This window comes from Streptomyces sp. NPDC127119, assembly GCF_042677425.1.
Lineage (GTDB): Bacteria > Actinomycetota > Actinomycetes > Streptomycetales > Streptomycetaceae > Streptomyces.
This window is the reverse complement of the sequence record NZ_JBHXTO010000100.1, coordinates 1-16,480: the sequence shown is the minus strand read 5'-3', so window position 1 is coordinate 16,480 and position 16,480 is coordinate 1. Positions and strand designations below refer to the sequence as shown.

11 protein-coding genes are annotated in these 16,480 nt (G+C 69.9%); 6 read left to right on the top strand and 5 right to left on the bottom strand.

All coding sequences use genetic code 11. From position 1 onward, the window contains the following. The first annotated feature begins 349 nt into the window (after nt 1-349). The 3 genes from ACFVH5_RS31610 to ACFVH5_RS31600 all read left to right on the top strand — a co-directional run bounded on the left by ACFVH5_RS31610 (nt 350) and on the right by ACFVH5_RS31600 (nt 7,149). On the top strand, nt 350-3,262 hold the full coding sequence (locus ACFVH5_RS31610; protein WP_385837132.1) for a glycoside hydrolase family 48 protein: 2,913 nt from the start codon (nt 350-352) through the stop codon (nt 3,260-3,262). Between the two features lie 199 nt (nt 3,263-3,461). Then, the gene (locus ACFVH5_RS31605; protein WP_385837131.1) at nt 3,462-6,125 is read left to right on the top strand and encodes a cellulose binding domain-containing protein; all 2,664 of its coding nucleotides are present in this window, start codon (nt 3,462-3,464) and stop codon (nt 6,123-6,125) included. Between the two features lie 190 nt (nt 6,126-6,315). Beyond that, nucleotides 6,316-7,149, top strand: coding sequence for a PIG-L family deacetylase (locus ACFVH5_RS31600; RefSeq protein ID WP_384804821.1), 834 nt, complete (start codon nt 6,316-6,318; stop codon nt 7,147-7,149). A 120-nt stretch (nt 7,150-7,269) separates the two neighbouring features. Here ACFVH5_RS31600 and ACFVH5_RS31595 read toward each other — a convergent pair whose 3' ends face one another. Both ACFVH5_RS31595 and ACFVH5_RS31590 read right to left on the bottom strand, forming a co-directional pair. Next, nucleotides 7,270-9,141: a rhamnogalacturonan lyase gene (locus ACFVH5_RS31595; RefSeq protein WP_385837130.1), complete on the bottom strand. Its 1,872-nt coding sequence runs from the start codon at nt 9,139-9,141 to the stop codon at nt 7,270-7,272. Between the two features lie 92 nt (nt 9,142-9,233). Then, complete coding sequence (locus ACFVH5_RS31590; RefSeq protein WP_385837129.1) at nt 9,234-10,214, bottom strand: helix-turn-helix transcriptional regulator; 981 nt, start codon at nt 10,212-10,214, stop codon at nt 9,234-9,236. 74 nt (nt 10,215-10,288) lie between these two features. On the opposite strand from ACFVH5_RS31590, the gene ACFVH5_RS31585 reads away from it, so the two are divergent. Beyond that, on the top strand, nt 10,289-10,786 hold the full coding sequence (locus tag ACFVH5_RS31585; RefSeq protein WP_385837127.1) for a hypothetical protein: 498 nt from the start codon (nt 10,289-10,291) through the stop codon (nt 10,784-10,786). A gap of 537 nt (nt 10,787-11,323) precedes the next feature. Here the strand turns inward: ACFVH5_RS31585 and ACFVH5_RS31580 are convergent. Both ACFVH5_RS31580 and ACFVH5_RS31575 read right to left on the bottom strand, forming a co-directional pair. Beyond that, nucleotides 11,324-12,073 (bottom strand): class I SAM-dependent methyltransferase, encoded by a 750-nt coding sequence (locus ACFVH5_RS31580; protein WP_385837126.1) that lies wholly within the window; start codon nt 12,071-12,073, stop codon nt 11,324-11,326. Further along, nucleotides 12,070-12,375 carry a 4a-hydroxytetrahydrobiopterin dehydratase gene (locus tag ACFVH5_RS31575; RefSeq protein WP_384804831.1) on the bottom strand — a complete coding sequence of 102 codons (306 nt, stop codon included), beginning with the start codon at nt 12,373-12,375 and terminating at the stop codon, nt 12,070-12,072. The genes ACFVH5_RS31580 and ACFVH5_RS31575 overlap by 4 nt, the downstream gene beginning before the upstream one ends. A 154-nt stretch (nt 12,376-12,529) precedes the next feature. Between ACFVH5_RS31575 and ACFVH5_RS31570 the strand changes: the two genes are divergently transcribed. After that, a complete protein-coding gene (locus ACFVH5_RS31570) occupies nt 12,530-13,411 on the top strand; it encodes a helix-turn-helix domain-containing protein (RefSeq protein WP_385837125.1) in 882 nt (293 codons plus the stop codon). 244 nt (nt 13,412-13,655) lie between these two features. Further along, nucleotides 13,656-14,519: a helix-turn-helix domain-containing protein gene (locus ACFVH5_RS31565; protein WP_385837124.1), complete on the top strand. Its 864-nt coding sequence runs from the start codon at nt 13,656-13,658 to the stop codon at nt 14,517-14,519. A 110-nt stretch (nt 14,520-14,629) separates the two neighbouring features. Here ACFVH5_RS31565 and dnaK read toward each other — a convergent pair. Further along, a partial coding sequence (dnaK, locus tag ACFVH5_RS31560; protein WP_385837123.1) for a molecular chaperone DnaK occupies nt 14,630-16,480 on the bottom strand: 1,851 nt, incomplete at its 5' end.

Genomic DNA, 16,480 nt, shown 5'->3' with positions numbered 1-16,480 from the left:
GTCGAAGCACGTCATGGCGCGGCCGATGCAGGAGTGCGCTGGCGCCGACCGCTCAGGGCCGGCCACTGGAAAAAGTGAACGCGGGGGTGGCGCATGAGCGACTCCTTGCAGTTCGGTCGCGCCGTGACGGACGCGTCGACTGGTGGAACCGCTCCCACTGGTGCGGACGAAGGTAGCGCCAAGTGTTGGTAAACGACAGAGGAGTTGCACTCTTGATCTATCGAATCATTTCGACTCTTCAAGCACCTTGACCCCTTGCACCCCTCTCCCCAATATGGGAGCGCTCCCACTGGTTCAAGGCTTGTTGCTCCTCCCCCCGTCTCCGAGCCGCAAGGAGAGGAACCAGAACATGGCACCCAGACGCAGACGCCGTGCGCGGCGGATGTGGACAGCCGTGGTGGCGGCCCTCGCGCTCCCGCTGACCATGCTCACCACCGGTACAACTCCTGCACAGGCGGCGGCCGTTCAGTGCAGCGTCGACTACAGGACGAACGACTGGGGCTCCGGTTTCACCGCCGAGCTCACCCTCACCAACCGCGGCACGGAGGCGATCAGCGGCTGGACCCTGACGTACGGCTACACCGGTAACCAGCAGCTCAGCAGCGGCTGGAGCGGCACCTGGTCGCAGTCCGGGAAGACGGTCACCGCGACGAACGCGTCCTGGAACGGGACCATCGCGGTCGGGGCGGCCGTCACGACCGGCGCCCAGTTCACCTACAGCGGTACCAACACCGCACCCGCCTCCTTCGCGATCAACGGCACGACCTGCGCCGGCGCCCATCAGCCGCCGATCACCGTGCTGACCAGCCCCGCGGCGGGTGCCGTGTACTCCCAGGGGACGGCGGTCCCGCTCGCCGCGACGGCCGCGGCGGCGGACGGCGCGACGATCAGCAAGGTCGAGTTCTACGACGACACGACCCTGCTGGGCACCGACACCAGCTCGCCGTACTCGCTCTCGGCCACGGGATTGACCGTGGGCAGTCATTCGCTGCTGGCCAAGGCGTACGACAGTCTGGGCGCCTCCGCGGAGTCCACCCCGGTCGGCATCACGGTCGCCTCGGGTCCCGCGGTGGTGGTCTCACCGACCCAACTCGGCGTCCAGCAGGGCAAGACGGGCACGTACGACGTCAAGCTCTCGACCCAGCCGTCGGCGAACGTGACCGTGGCGACCGCTCGCGCGAGCGGCAACACGGGGCTGTCCGTCACCGGCGGGGCGTCACTGACCTTCACCCCGTCGAACTGGGCCACGGCACAGAAGGTGACCGTCACCGCCAATGCCACGGGCACCGGTTCGGCCGTCTTCGACTCGACGGCCACCGGACACGCCAAGGCCTCGGTGACCGTCACCCAGCTCGCCGCGTCGAAGGAGTACGACGCCCGCTTCCTGGATCTCTACGGGAAGATCACCAACCCGGCGAACGGCTACTTCTCGCCGGAGGGCATCCCGTACCACTCGGTGGAGACACTGATCGTCGAGGCGCCCGACCACGGGCATGAGACGACGTCCGAGGCGTACAGCTATCTGCTGTGGCTGCAGGCCATGTACGGCAAGGTCACGGGCGACTGGACGAAGTTCAACGGTGCCTGGGACATCATGGAGAAGTTCATGATCCCCACGCACGCCGACCAGCCGACCAACTCGTTCTACAACGCCTCGAAGCCGGCGACGTACGCACCCGAGCTGGACACGCCGAACGAGTACCCGGCGCAGCTCGACTCGGGCATCTCGGTGGGCCCCGACCCGATCGCGGCGGAGCTGAAGAGCGCGTACGGCACGGACGACGTGTACGGCATGCACTGGCTGCAGGACGTGGACAACGTCTACGGGTACGGCAACTCGCCGGGCAAGTGCGAGGCGGGCCCGACCGACACCGGTCCCTCGTACATCAACACCTTCCAGCGCGGTGCGCAGGAGTCGGTGTGGGAGACGGTGCCTCAGCCGACCTGCGACGCCTTCAAGTACGGCGGCACGAACGGGTACTTGGACCTGTTCACCAAGGACGCGTCCTACGCCAAGCAGTGGAAGTTCACCAACGCCCCGGACGCCGACGCACGTGCCGTACAGGCCGCGTACTGGGCGGACGTCTGGGCCGAGGCGCAGGGCAAGGGCGCGGACGTGTCCGCGACCGTCGGCAAGGCGGCGAAGATGGGTGACTATCTCCGCTACTCGATGTACGACAAGTACTTCAAGAAGATCGGCAACTGTGTGGGTCCGTCCACCTGCCCGGCGGGCACCGGCAAGGACGCCTCCCACTACCTGCTGAACTGGTACTACGCGTGGGGCGGCGCGACCGACACCTCGGCCGGCTGGGCCTGGCGCATCGGCTCCAGCCACACCCACGGCGGCTACCAGAACCCGCTGGCCGCGTACGCGCTCAGCTCGTACGCCGACCTGAAGCCCAAGTCGGCCACGGGACAAGCCGATTGGGCCAAGTCGCTGGGCCGGCAGCTGGAGTTCTACCGGTGGCTGCAGTCCAGTGAGGGAGCCATCGCGGGCGGTGCCACCAACAGCTGGCAGGGCCGCTACGCGACACCGCCCTCCGGGACACCGACCTTCTACGGCATGTACTACGACGAGAAGCCCGTCTACCACGACCCGCCGTCCAACCAGTGGTTCGGCTTCCAGGCGTGGTCGATGGAGCGGGTCGCCGAGTACTACCAGCAGACGGGCAACGCGAGCGCGAAGACCGTCCTCGACAAGTGGGTCGACTGGGCGCTGGCCAACACCACGGTCAACCCGGACGGCACCTTCCGGATCCCGAGCACACTCCAGTGGTCGGGCAAGCCGGACACCTGGAACGCGTCGAGTCCCGGCGCCAACACGGGACTTCACGTCACCGTCGCCGACTACACGAACGACGTCGGGGTGGCGGCCGCGTACGCCAAGACCCTGACGTACTACGCGGACCGGTCAGGGGACGCCGAGGCGAAGACCACGGCGAAGGCGCTGCTCGACGGTATGTGGGCGAACAACCAGGACGCGCTGGGTGTCGCGGTCCCGGAGACCCGGGCCGACTACAACCGGTTCGACGACTCGGTGTACGTGCCGAGCGGGTGGAGCGGCAAGATGCCGAACGGTGACGTGATCAACTCGTCGTCGACGTTCGACTCGATCCGGTCGTTCTACGAGGACGATCCGGCTTGGTCGAAGATCGAGGCGTACTTGGCCGGCGGGGCCGCGCCTTCTTTCACTTATCACCGGTTCTGGGCCCAGGCGGACATCGCCCTCGCCATGGGCTCTTACGCGGAGCTTCTCGAATAGCCCCCGCATGTCGCTCCGCGGGAAGGTCGGTACGTCAGCTGCGGCTCCGTTGTGGCTGGTCGCGCAGTTCCCCGCGCCCCTGAAAGAGATGGGGCTCGGGCCGTGACAGAACGTGCCGTGGGCGGTCCCCAACCGCACTGGGGGCCGCCCGGCCTTTCACGTCTCCCCCCACCTCCCCCCACGCAAGGAGAGGGTCACCGTGCGAAGAACCTTCGTTCTCACCGCTGTGCTCGGGCTCGCCGCCGGGCTGCTCGCCGGCACGCCTCCCGCTCTCGCCGCACAGCCCGTCGAGAAGGGGCCGGCGGCGTCCGTCGCCGCCGACACCTACACCTGGAAGAACGCCCGTATCGACGGGGGCGGCTTCGTCCCCGGGATCGTGTTCAACCGGTCCGAGAAGAACCTCGCGTACGCCCGCACCGACATCGGCGGCGCCTACCGCTGGCAGGAGGCGTCGAAGAGCTGGACGCCGCTGCTCGACTCGGTCGGCTGGGACCGGTGGGGACACACCGGTGTCGTGAGCCTCGCCTCCGACTCCGTCGCGCCCAGCAAGGTGTACGCCGCCGTCGGCACGTACACGAACAGCTGGGACCCGGGGAACGGGGCCGTGCTCAGGTCCTCCGACCGGGGTGCGACCTGGCTGAAGGCCGATCTGCCGTTCAAGCTGGGCGGGAACATGCCCGGCCGCGGTATGGGTGAGCGGCTCGCCGTCGACCCCCACAGGAACAGCGTGCTGTATCTGGGCGCGCCGAGCGGCAAGGGGCTGTGGCGGTCCACCGACTCCGGGGCCTCCTGGTCGCAGGTGACGAACTTCCCGAACGTCGGCAACTACGTCCAGGACGCGACCGACACCAGCGGGTACGCCTCCGACAACCAGGGCATCGCCTGGGTCACCTTCGACGAGTCGAGCAGTACGGGCACCGATGCCACCAAGACCATCTACGTCGGGGTCGCCGACAAGGACAACGCCGTCTACCGCTCGACCGACGCGGGCGCGACCTGGTCCCGTATCGCCGGACAGCCCACCGGATACCTGGCCCACAAGGGCGTCCTGGACGCGACGAACGGCTATCTCTATCTCGCGTACAGCGACAAGGGCGGTCCCTACGACGGCGGCAAGGGCCGGATCTGGCGGTACACGACGGCGACCGGCGCCTGGACGGACATCAGCCCGGTCGCGGAGGCCGACACCTACTACGGCTTCAGCGGGCTGACCGTCGACCGGCAGAAGCCGGGCACGGTCATGGCGACCGCCTACAGCTCCTGGTGGCCGGACACGCAGATCTTCCGCTCCACCGACAGCGGCGGCGCCTGGACGAAGGCCTGGGACTACACGTCGTACCCCAACCGCTCGAACCGCTTCACCATGGACGTGTCGTCCTCGCCGTGGCTGACCTGGGGCGCGAATCCGTCGCCGCCCGAGCAGACGCCCAAACTCGGCTGGATGACCGAGGCGTTGGAGATCGATCCGTTCAACTCGGCCCGGATGATGTACGGAACGGGCGCGACGATCTACGGGACCGAGAACCTGGGCCAGTGGGACAGCGGCGGCCAGTTCACCGTCAAGCCGATGGTGCAGGGGCTGGAGGAGACGGCCGTCAACGACCTGGCCGCTCCCCCGTCCGGTGGCGCCCAACTCCTCAGCGCCCTGGGTGACATCGGCGGGTTCCGGCACACGGACCTCACCAAGGTGCCGTCCATGATGTTCACCTCGCCGAACTTCACCAGCACGACGAGCCTCGACTTCGCGGAGTCCAACCCGGGCATCGTGGTGCGGGCCGGCAACCTGGACTCCGGTCCGCACGTGGCGTTCTCGACGGACAACGGCGCCAACTGGTTCGCGGGCACCGACCCTTCGGGGGTGAGCGGCGGCGGCACGGTCGCGGCGGCCTCCGACGGCAGCCGGTTCGTATGGAGTCCGGCGGGCGCGGGCGTGCACTACGCGACCGGGTTCGGTACGTCGTGGACGGCGTCGAGCGGCATCCCGGCCGGGGCGGTCGTGGAGTCCGACCGGGTCGACCCGAAGACCTTCTACGGCTTCAAGTCCGGCAGGTTCTACGTCAGTTCGGACGGCGGCGCGACCTTCACCGCCTCCGCGGCGACCGGACTGCCGAGCGGCGACAGCGTACGGTTCAAGGCACTTCCCGGCACGAAGGGTGACGTCTGGCTGGCGGGCGGGGCGAGCGACGGCGCGTACGGGCTGTGGCACTCCACGGACTCCGGCGCGACCTTCACCAAACTGTCGGGCGTCGAGCAGGCGGACACCGTCGGCTTCGGCAAGGCGGCCACCGGGGCCTCGTACCAGACGCTCTACACGAGCGCGAAGATCGGCGGTGTGCGGGGCATCTTCCGCTCCACGGACAAGGGCGCCACCTGGACCCGTATCAACGACGACGCCCATCAGTGGGGCTGGACGGGCGCCGCCATCACCGGCGATCCGCGCGTCTACGGGCGGGTGTACGTGTCGACGAACGGGCGCGGTGTCATCTACGGCGACTCGTCCGACGCGGGCGGCGGCGGTGGCGGTACGGATCCGACGCCGACCGGCGCCTGCGCGGTCACGTACAAGATCACCAACCAGTGGTCGGGCGGCTTCCAGGCCGACGTCCAGCTCGCCAACACTGGCACGGCCGCCTGGACCGGGTGGTCGCTCGGCTGGTCCTTCGCCGACGGGCAGAGCGTCACCCAGGCGTGGAACGCGGAGTCGACCCAATCCGGAGCGGCTGTCACAACGAAGAACGTGAGCTGGAACGCGAACGTGGCGGCCGGTTCGTCCGTGGGCTTCGGCTTCACGGGCAGCTGGTCGGGATCGAACACCAAGCCGACGGCGTTCAAGCTCGGTGACCAGTCCTGCTCGGTGACCTGACCCCCGGGCGGGACGAACGGGAGGGCGCGGACCCGACGGGTCCGCGCCCTCCTTGTGCGACCACACCCCGGAGGCCGGGCGGCCGGACCGGGAACAGGCGGTGCGGTCGACACTGTTGCATCGACCGAGGCACCGGTGTGACCCGCCCCGGCCTCGGACCAAGATGTAACTCTGCAGAAGGATCTTTTTCATGACCGACCGGCCCTTGACGATCATGGCTGTGCACGCCCACCCCGACGACGAGGCCACCAGCACGGGAGGGATCCTCGCGCAGTACGCGGCGGAAGGAATCCGCACGGTGCTCGTGACCTGTACCGACGGCGGTTGCGGAGACGGGCCGGGGGGTGTCAAGCCGGGCGATCCCGGACACGACCCGGCGGCGGTCGTCGCGATGCGCCGGCAGGAGCTCCTGGCGAGCTGCGACGTCCTGAAGATCAGCGATCTGGAGACGCTGGACTACGCCGACTCCGGAATGATGGGCTGGCCGAGCAACGACGCCCCCGGATCCTTCTGGCAGACCCCCGTGCAGGAGGGCGCGGCCCGGCTCGCGGACCTCATGCGGCACTACCGGCCCGATGTGGTCGTCACCTACGACGAGAACGGCTTCTACGGCCACCCCGACCACATCCAGGCCCACCGCATCACGATGGCGGCGCTGGAGCTGATCGAGCTGACGCCGAAGGTGTACTGGACCACGATGCCCCGCTCGACGATGCAGCGGTTCGGCGAGATCATGCGCGAGTTCCACCCGGAGATGCCGGAGCCGGATCCCGCCCAGGTCGCCGAGATGGCCAAGATCGGCCTCCCCGACGACGAGATCACCACGTGGGTGGACACCACCGCGTTCAGCGGTCAGAAGTTCGACTCGCTGGCCGCGCACGCCAGCCAGGGCGACAACATCTTCTTCCTCAAGATGGGCAAGGAGAGGTTCGGCGAGTTCATGGGCATGGAGACCTTCGTACGGGTGAAGGACGCCACGGGCGCGGCCCTGCCGGAGAAGGACCTGTTCGCCGGACTGCGCTGATCTGCCTTCGGATCTCCCCAGAGGCTCCCCAGTTCTGATGGGTGAGAGAGGGGCGGCCGTCCCACCGGCCGGGGTGGCCGCCCCTCTTCTGTTTCTGCCTCCGGGAGTAGTTTCAGCAGGTCACGGCGTGTACACCGTCGGTCGCGGTGCCGTCGGCATGCCGTTTCCGATGAAGAAGCTGGGGTGCGGGGGCTGGTTGTAGGCCGTGTTCTGCCAGGCGATGCCCGTGCGGTACATCGTGTCGTGGAGCAGGGTCGTGATCTTCGTGGTGGTCTCGGTCGGGGTCGAGTAGATGCGCAGGGCCGTGTTGTCGCTCGTCGCCCAGACGACCTCCTCGCGCCAGTCGCCGAAGAGGTCGCCCGAGAGGGCCGGCGTCGCCTTGGTGCCGTTGTTGGAGTGGACGGAGGCGCCGGTCAGCAGGCGGGTGTCGGACGAGGTGCCGTACTTGTCGATGTGGGTGCCGTCGAGGAGTTCGCGTGTGGTGTCGCCGTCCCACCAGGACAGGAAGTTGACGGAGGACGGTTCGCGGCCCTTGGTGGCGCCGGCCTCGTCACGGATGTTGGTGTCGGAGGCGGACCACACCTCGGCGCCGTCGTTGCCCGCGTAGATGTCCCCGGCCACTCCCCTGCCGTTGTCGCAGCAGGAGGCGAGCTGCCAGCGGATCGCGCCGTTGGCCGGGTTGATGTACAGCTCGGCGGGCTGCGAGGCGGATTCGGAGACCTTGAAGTATTCGAGACCCGAGGTCCCCGGGTCCAGGTCACCCAGGTGCTGGGCGTCGCCGTGTCCGGTCTTCGTCGTCCACAGGCCGTTGCCGTTGTCGTCGACGGCCATCGCCCCGTAGACGATCTCGTCCTTGCCGTCGTTGTCGACGTCCCCGACCGACAGGCTGTGCGAGCCCTGGCCGTCGAAGCCCTTGCCGGTGTTGGTCGACGAGTTGGTGTCGAAGGTCCAGCGGCGGGTGAACGCGCCGCCCCGCCAGTCCCAGGCCGCGATCACCGAACGCGTGTAGTAGCCGCGCGCCATGATGAGCGAGGGCCGGGCGCCGTCGAGATAGGCGGTGCCCGCGAGGAACCGGTCCACGCGGTTGCCGTACGAGTCGCCCCACGACGAGACCGTGCCGCGCGCCGGGACGTAGTCCACCGTCCCCATCGCCTTGCCCGTCTGGCCGTTGAACATGGTCAGGTACTCGGGCCCGGAGAGGACGTATCCGCTGGAGTTGCGGTAGTCGGCGGAGGAACTGCCGATGACCGCGCCCGTTCCGTCGACCGTGGCGTCGGCGGTCTTCGCGGCCACCTCGGCCTTGCCGTCGCCGTCGTAGTCGTACACCTGGAACTGGGTGTAGTGCGCGCCCGAGCGGATGTTCCGGCCGAGGTCGACGCGCCACAGCCGGGTGCCGTCGAGCTTGATCCCGTCGATGATCGTGTTGCCGGTGTAGCCGGACTGGGAGTTGTCCTTGGCGTTGGTGGGCTGCCACTTCAGGACGAAGTCGAGCGCGCCGTCGCCGTCGAGGTCGCCGACCGAGGCGTCGTTGGCCTCGTAGGTGTACGCGACCCCGTCGGGGGTCGTGCCACCGGCGGGCGGGCTGATCGGTACGTCCTTGTATCCGGTGCGGAACTGGATCGCGTGCACGGAGTCGGCCTGCTCGACACCTCCCACGATCGCGCGGACCGTGTAGTCGGCCTGGGCGGGCCCCGCGGAGTGGAAGTAGTTCGTGGAGCCGGTGACCGGGGTCGAGTTGACCTTCGTACCCGCCCGGTAGACGTTGAACGAGACGTCGTTCGGGTCGGTGCCGAGCCAGCGCCAGCTGACCAGGTTGCCCGCGTCGGTGTGGACGCTGACGACACCCCGGTCGAGCTTCTCGACCTGGCGGGCGGTCGCGGCCTGGGCGGGTGTGGCGGTGAGCGTGGTGAGTCCGGCGGCGGCGAGGGCGCCGGCGAGCACGGTGGAGAGGAGGAGACGGGTCCTGCTGCGTCTGCGATGCGGGTGCTGCACGGTGGGGTACCTCCCTGGGAGGGGGCAGACGGGTTCTGTCACCTCAGTTGCCGCTGGGGGCACGGGGGTTGCCGTGATTTGGTAAGCGCTCTCTACGTGTAGGTGCGGGCGAGCGCGGTGACCGTCGCCGCGATGCGTTCGCGCAGTTCGGGCGGTGCCAGCACCTCCACCCCCGTGCCGAGCCGCAGAAACTCCGCGTAGGCGTGCTCGACGGACTCGATGGGTACGGTGGCCCGGGTCCAACCTCCCTCCTCCGGTACGCCGTTGGCGCGCACGGCGTCACCCGCCGGGCCGGAGAGACGCGTACCGGGGGCGAGCCTGACCACCGCCTCCGCCCGGTGCAGCCGGTCGTGGAAGTCCCGCTGGTACCCGGCCCAGTACGCACCGAGGTCGAACCCGACAGGACGGGTGAACTCCTCGTCTGACGCGCCCAGTTCGAGGATCTGGTCGTCTGACGCGCCCAGTTCGAGGATCTGGTCGACCCGGAACGTACGCGGTCCCGGGCCCGCGACGACGTACCAGCGGCCCGCCTTGAGGACCAGGCCGTACGGTTCCAGGCGGCGCCGCACGTCGGTCGGCTCGCGCCAGCGGCGGTACAGGACATGCAGGACCCTGCTGTTCCAGACGGCGTCGGCGACGGCCGGCAGAAACGGGACGGCGCCGTCGCCGGCGTCCGCGTACCAGCCCGGCGCGTCCAGATGGAAGCGGCCGCTGATGCGGTCCGCGTGCTCACGCAGCTCCCTCGGCAGTGCGGCACGCACCTTGAGCTGGGCGGCGGCCAGCAGCGGGCCGAGTCCCAGCTCGGCGGCCGGGCCCGGTACACCCGCGAGGAACAGGGCCTCCGCCTCGCCCGCGGTGAGGCCGGTCAGACGGGTGCGGTAGCCGTCGAGGAGCCGGTAGCCGCCCGCGTGACCCGCGTCGCCGTACAGCGGGACACCGGCCTCGCTCAGCGCCTCCACGTCCCGGTAGACCGTCCGCACCGAGACCTCCAGCTCCTCGGCGAGGGCGGCGGCGGTCATCCGGCCCCTGGTCTGGAGCAGCAGAAGGATCGAGACGAGACGGGCCGACTTCATCGCCCCAGAATGGCAGGCATCACCGACACTCCACTGACAGAAGGTGTCAGTGGAGCGGGCCTAGCGTCCCCTCCATGGCCTTCAAGGAGAAACTGCTGACCGTGCTGCCTCCCGTCGAGGTGGCAGGCCGGTGGATCAAGCGCTACCACGTCACCGCCGACCCGGCGGGCATCGCGCCCGACGTCGAGGAGGCGGCGTACGCGATGCTGCCCAAGCTGCTTCCGGAGGCGGACGGCACACCGCCCGCCACGTTCGTCGTGCTGCACCGGGGTGGCGACGACGGCGCCTATCTCAACGCGTACAGCTGGGTGTGGGACAACGTCCTGCACTTCGGGGGCGCCGCGGCGGGGCAGCCCGTACTGGGGTGTCCGGATCGCGACCCGACGCACTTCGTCACGCTGGACCGGCCGTGGATCGGCTGCGTGTGGGAGTTGCCGCCGGTTCTGCATGAACGTGACGCCTGGGTGCGGCATGTGCTCACGCCCGGCACCCCCGACCTCGACGGCTACCTGGCCGACGGGCTGCCCGAGGGGACGACGGGGGACCGCGCGTTCGGCCTGCCGGCCGTGTAGGCGCGCGACCAGCCCCGACGGCCCGCGGTCCACATCCGGGCTCGGCCCCCACCCCCCAGGGGTGCGAGGAACGGCGCGGCGAGCCCCGGACGGCCTGCAGCCGACACCCGCGCTGCACCCCCACCCCCTGGGGGCGCGGGGAACTGCGCGAGCAACCCCCACCCGCCCGCAGCCGACACTCGGGCCCGGGTTCCACCCCCTAGGGGCGCGGGGAACGGCGCGCCCTGCCTCGGACGGCCTGCAGTCCACACCCGGGCTCAGCCCCCACCCCCTAGGGCCGCGGCCCTGGCGTCGACCGCAGGCCATCGGGGGTTGCTTGCGCAGGGGGGTGGGGGTGCGGTCCCGATGTCGACTGCGGGACGTCCGGGGTTGCTCGCGCCGTTCCTCGCGCCCCTGAGGGGGTGGGGGCTGGGTTGGATGTTGGCTGCAGGCCGTCCCGGGTTGCTCGCGCCGTTCCCCGCACCCCTGAGGGGTGGGGGTTCGGCCCGGATGTTGGCTGCAGGCCGTCCCGGGTTGCTCGCGCCGTTCCTCGCGCCCCTAAAGGGGCGAGCCCGGTTTTTGGAAAGCTCTTAGCTTGAAGTGTGGTTCCGGGCGCGGGACTTGTTGGTTCGGGAGTTGTTCCAGGCGGGAGGCCAGTTGCTCGGTGAGGGGGTCGCCGGACGTCAGCAGCGTGTACCAGCCGCGGCGCACGTCGGCCGCCGCCTGGCGCGGGGTGCGCCCCTGACCCCGGCCACGGAAGCCCGCCCGGCCCGCCGACAGGAGCCCGTGCCGGCCCGCGTACGACGCCACGAGGTCCGCGCGGTCCCGGGCCGCACGGCGGGGCCGCGGTGCCATCACGGTGTCGATGTCGCTGCCCACGTCGTGCGAGGCCGCCTTGTCGACGGTCGTGACGAGGACGCCGCCGGGGCGCAGCACCCGGGCCGCCTCGGCGACGACCCGTTCGGCGTCGTCCAGGAGGTGCAGCAGCCAGATCGCCGAGACGGCGTCGAACGCACCGTCGGGGAAGGGGAGTTGCCGGGCGTCGGCGAGTACGACCCGGCCCGGCACCCGCGCCGCGGCCCTGCTCAGCATGCCGTACGCGGCGTCGACGCCGGTCACGTCGAGACCGGCCGCCAGGAGCCGGCGGGTCACGGTGCCGGTGCCGCAGGCGACGTCCAGGAGAGTGCGGGTGCCGTCGGGGAGCAGCCCGAGGACGGCGTCGGCGGCTGCCGCGGCACGGGGTTCGCCGCCCCGCAGCGCGTCGTACCGCTCGGCCTCCTCGTCGTAGTCGAAGACCAGCGTGCTCACCGCGCGCCGTGCCCCGTGCTCAGCTCCTCGACCCGGCCGGCCAGCGCGAAGTCCTTCTCGGTGACGGCGCCGCCCACGCTGTGCGTGTTCACGGTGAGGGAGACGGTGTCGTAGCCGAGCGTGAGGTCCGAGTGGTGGTCCAGTTCGTCCTGCACCTGGGCGATGTGGACGACCAGGGCCGCCGCGGCGAAGTGCGAGCCCAGCCGGTAGGAACGGGAGATTCTGTCTCCGTCCAGGGACCAGCCGGGCAGTTCCGCGAGCCGGTCCTCGATCTCCTTCTGCGACAACGGTTCGAGGGGCATGTACGCGCTCCTTCCATGGCGTCCGGATCTCCTCAGCCTGCCACAGTCCCGCTCCCCCGTCCCTGGTCAGGCGGGTCCCGGCGGGCGGCGAAGGCGGCATTCGGCCGCACGGCGGGGCGTCGACCCGTGCGGGCGCGTCGACTACGGTCGGGGCATGACCAGCGCCGCGCACATCCCGGGGTCCGTCAGTGTGTCCGCCGGTGCGCGGGGCAGTGCACCGGCGGCCGACAAGGCAATCGGTCCGCTGCTGCGCGGCTGGCGGGAGCAGCGCCGGGTGAGTCAGCTGGAGCTGGCGTTGCGGGCGGGGTCGTCGGCGCGGCACATCAGCTTCGTCGAGACGGGCCGCTCCCGGCCGAGCGAGGAGATGGTGCTGCGGCTCGCCGAGCACCTGGACGTACCGGTTCGGGACCGCAACTCCCTTCTGCTGGCGGCTGGTTACGCGCCCCGCTATCCGGAGACCCCGCTGGACGATCCGGCGCTGGACGCGCTGCGTGAGGGGGTGGAGCGGCTGATCCAGGGCTACGAGCCCTATCCGGCGCTGGTCGTGGACGCCACGTACGACGTGGTCGCCGCCAACCGGGGCGTCCTGATGCTGCTGGGCGGCGTCCCCGAGAAGCTGCTCGCCCCGCCGCTGAACGCGATGCGGCTGACGCTGCACCCGGAGGGCCTGGCGCCCAGGATCCGCAATCTGCGCGAGTGGCGCGGCCATCTGCTGGCCCAGATGGAACGGGACATCGCCCTGCGCCGCTCGCAGCCGTTGCGCGCGCTGTACGAGGAGGTGGCCGCCTATCCTGCTCCGCCCGCCGCCGCGTCCGCCGCGGCGCTCGATGCCCCGCTCGACGAGGAGTCCGCGGAGCCCGTCCCCTACTTCGCGCTGCCGATGCGGATCGAGCACGAGGGGCGGGTGCTGTCCTTCGTCTCGTCCATCTCCACGTTCAACACGCCGATGGACGTGACGGTCGCCGAACTGGCGATCGAGACGCTGCTCCCGGCCGACCCGGCGACGGTGAAGTACCTGCACGCGTTGCTGCCCTGACGCCCCCTCAGGACGAGGGTCGTCAGTCCTTCCGGCGGGCCGGTGGGGGCTTGTCGCGCGGTTCCCCGGGCCCCTGAAGGGCGAAAAGCAGGGGCGCGGCCTCGTTTTTGTGGGCGCGGGGAGCTGCGCGGCCGGCCACCCGGGACGTAATGCCGACACACCGGGCAGGATGAGGGGATCCGGTGAGGCTTTCGCGGGAACGTGGCACACTTCTCGCCATGTTCGGGGCACGGGGAGGCGTGGCGTGAGTGAGAGGCGGCCGGCGCCGACCGTGGGGCAGGTGGTACTGGGCAGACGGCTCCAGGAGCTGCGCGAGGCGTCCGGCCTCAAGCGGGACGAGGCCGCGCGGATCCTGCGGGTGGCGCCCGCGACCGTCCGGCGGATGGAGATGGCCGAGGTCGCGCTGAAGATCCCGTACGTCCAGGTGCTCCTGTCGACGTACGGAGTGGGCGACGAGGAGACGGCGGCCTTCATCCGGCTGGTCGAGGAGGCGAACGAGCCGGGCTGGTGGCAGCGCTTCCACGACGTCCTGCCGGACTGGTTCAGCCTGTACGTGAGTCTGGAGGGCTCCGCCTCGATCATCCGGTCGTACGAGCCGCACTTCGTGCCGGGGCTGCTGCAGACCGAGGACTACGCCCGTGCCGTCCTGGAGGCGGGCACGGTCGGGCAGACGGGGACCGCCGAGATCGAACGCCATGTGTCCCTGCGGATGGCGCGGCAGAAGCTGCTCACGGGGGAACGTCCGCCGCATCTGTGGGTGATCATGGAGGAGACGGTCCTCCAGCGGCCGGTCAGTATCCGGTCCGAGGTGATGGCGGACCAGCTGGACCATCTCCTCGCGGCCGTCGAGAACGACCACATCACGCTGCAGATCGCCGAGTTCTCGGCGGGGCCCCATCCGGGGACGTACGCGCCGTTCGTGCTGTTCCGGTTCGCGGAGCCGGAGCTGCCGGACATGGTGTACACGGAGTATCTGACCGGGGCGCTGTACCTGGACTCCCGCAAGGAGGTGGCCGCGCATCTGGAGGTGCTGGACCATATGGCCACGGGGGTGGCTTCCGCCCGGCGGACCAGGGAGATGATTCTGGCGCGCCGGGCGGATTTTTGAGGCTGGCTCTGTCCCGGGGGGGGCTGGGGGCTTGCTCGTCGGCTGACCGTCGTCCTGGGCTGAGCGCGCAGTTCCCCGCGCCCCTGCGTGGTGGGGGTGAGTGTCGGCTCTCAGGTGGGGGTGTCCTTGGGGTCCTCGTCCACTATTTCCGCGTCCACCACGCTCTCCTCGTCCGGTGGGGTGGACTGTTCCGTGCCGGGCGGCTGGTCCGGTGGGGGTGACTGCTGGGCCTGGGCGTACATGGCCTGGCCCATCTTCTGGCTGACGGTGGCCAGTTTCTCGGCGCCCGTGCGCAGGGTGTTCGTGTCGGTGCCGTCCCGGTCGTTCAGGAGTGCCTGCAGTTCGGCGATCGCGGCCTCCACCTCCGTCCTGATGTCGGCCGGGATGCGCTCCTCGTTGTCGCGGATGAACTTCTCGGTCTGGTAGACGAGTTGCTCGGCCTGGTTGCGGGTCTCGGCGGCCTCGCGGCGCTTGCGGTCCTCGTCGGCGTACTGCTCGGCCTCGCGCATCATGCGGTCGATGTCGTCCTTGGCGAGCGCGGAGCCGCCCGTGACGGTCATCTTCTGCTCGCGACCGGTGGCGAGGTCCTTCGCCGAGACGTGCATGATCCCGTTGGCGTCGATGTCGAAGGCGACCTCGATCTGCGGCAGCCCGCGCGGCGAGGGCGGCAGCCCGGTGAGGTCGAAGACGCCCAGTTTCTTGTTGTAGGCGGCGATGTCGCGTTCGCCCTGGAAGACCTGGATGCCGACGGACGGCTGGTTGTCCGTGGCGGTGGTGAAGATCTCCGAACGCCGGGTGGGAATGGTCGTGTTGCGTTCGATGAGCTTGGTCATGATGCCGCCCTTGGTCTCGATGCCCAGGGACAGCGGGGTGACGTCGAGGAGGAGGACGTCCTTGACGTCGCCGCGGATGACGCCCGCCTGGAGCGCCGCGCCGAGTGCCACGACCTCGTCCGGGTTGACGCCCTTGTGCGGGTCCTTGCCGGTGAGTTCCTTGACCACCTCGGTCACCGCGGGCATCCGGGTGGAGCCACCGACGAGGATGACGTGGTCGACCGCGGAGAGCTTCACCCCGGCGTCCTTGACCGCCTGGTGGAAGGGTGCCTTGCAGCGTTCGAGCAAGTCGGCGGTCAGCTCCTGGAACTGAGCGCGCGTCAGTTTCTCGTCGAGGTGCAGCGGGCCGTCGCCGGTCGCGGTGATGTAGGGCAGGTTGACGGTCGTCTCGGTGGACGAGGACAGCTCGATCTTGGCCTTCTCCGCGCCCTCCCGCAGCCGCTGGAGCGCCATCTTGTCCTGGGCGAGGTCGATGCCGTACTGGCCCTTGAAGCGTTTGACGAGGTGCTCGACGACCCGCTGGTCCCAGTCGTCGCCGCCCAGTTGGGTGTCCCCGTTGGTGGCCTTGACCTCGATGACCCCGTCGCCGATCTCCAGGAGCGAGACGTCGAACGTGCCGCCGCCCAGGTCGAAGACGAGGACGGTCTGCTCCTCACCCCGGTCCAGTCCGTACGCGAGTGCCGCGGCCGTCGGTTCGTTGATGATCCGCAGCACGCTCAGGCCCGCGATCTCGCCGGCCTCCTTGGTGGCCTGGCGCTGGGTGTCGTCGAAGTAGGCGGGCACGGTGATCACGGCTTCCGTGACGTCCTCGCCCAGATACGCCTCGGCGTCCCGCTTCAGTTTCTGCAGCACGCGCGCGGAGAGTTCCTGCGCGCGGTAGCGGGTGCCGTCGATCGTGCCGCCGTCACTGCCGGGGAACCGCCAACCCGGGTCCCCCATATGGCGTTTGACGGAGCGCGCGGTGCGCTCGATGTTCGTCACGGCCTGCCGTTTGGCCACCTCTCCGACGAGCACTTCCCCGTTCTTGGCGAACGCCACCACCGAGGGGGTGGTGCGCGCGCCCTCGGCGTTGGCGACGACCGTGGGCTCACCCCCTTCCAGTACGGCGACCACCGAGTTCGTGGTACC

What these genes read in the sequence shown, in the direction of transcription:
- ACFVH5_RS31600 (WP_384804821.1), top strand. Translation starts at nt 6,316, where the DNA reads ATGACCGACCGGCCCTTGACGATCATGGCTGTGCACGCCCACCCCGAC.
- ACFVH5_RS31585 (WP_385837127.1), top strand. Translation starts at nt 10,289, where the DNA reads ATGGCCTTCAAGGAGAAACTGCTGACCGTGCTGCCTCCCGTCGAGGTG.
- ACFVH5_RS31610 (WP_385837132.1), top strand. Translation starts at nt 350, where the DNA reads ATGGCACCCAGACGCAGACGCCGTGCGCGGCGGATGTGGACAGCCGTG.
- ACFVH5_RS31570 (WP_385837125.1), top strand. Translation starts at nt 12,530, where the DNA reads ATGACCAGCGCCGCGCACATCCCGGGGTCCGTCAGTGTGTCCGCCGGT.
- ACFVH5_RS31575 (WP_384804831.1), bottom strand. Translation starts at nt 12,375, where the DNA reads ATGCCCCTCGAACCGTTGTCGCAGAAGGAGATCGAGGACCGGCTCGCG.
- ACFVH5_RS31590 (WP_385837129.1), bottom strand. Translation starts at nt 10,214, where the DNA reads ATGAAGTCGGCCCGTCTCGTCTCGATCCTTCTGCTGCTCCAGACCAGG.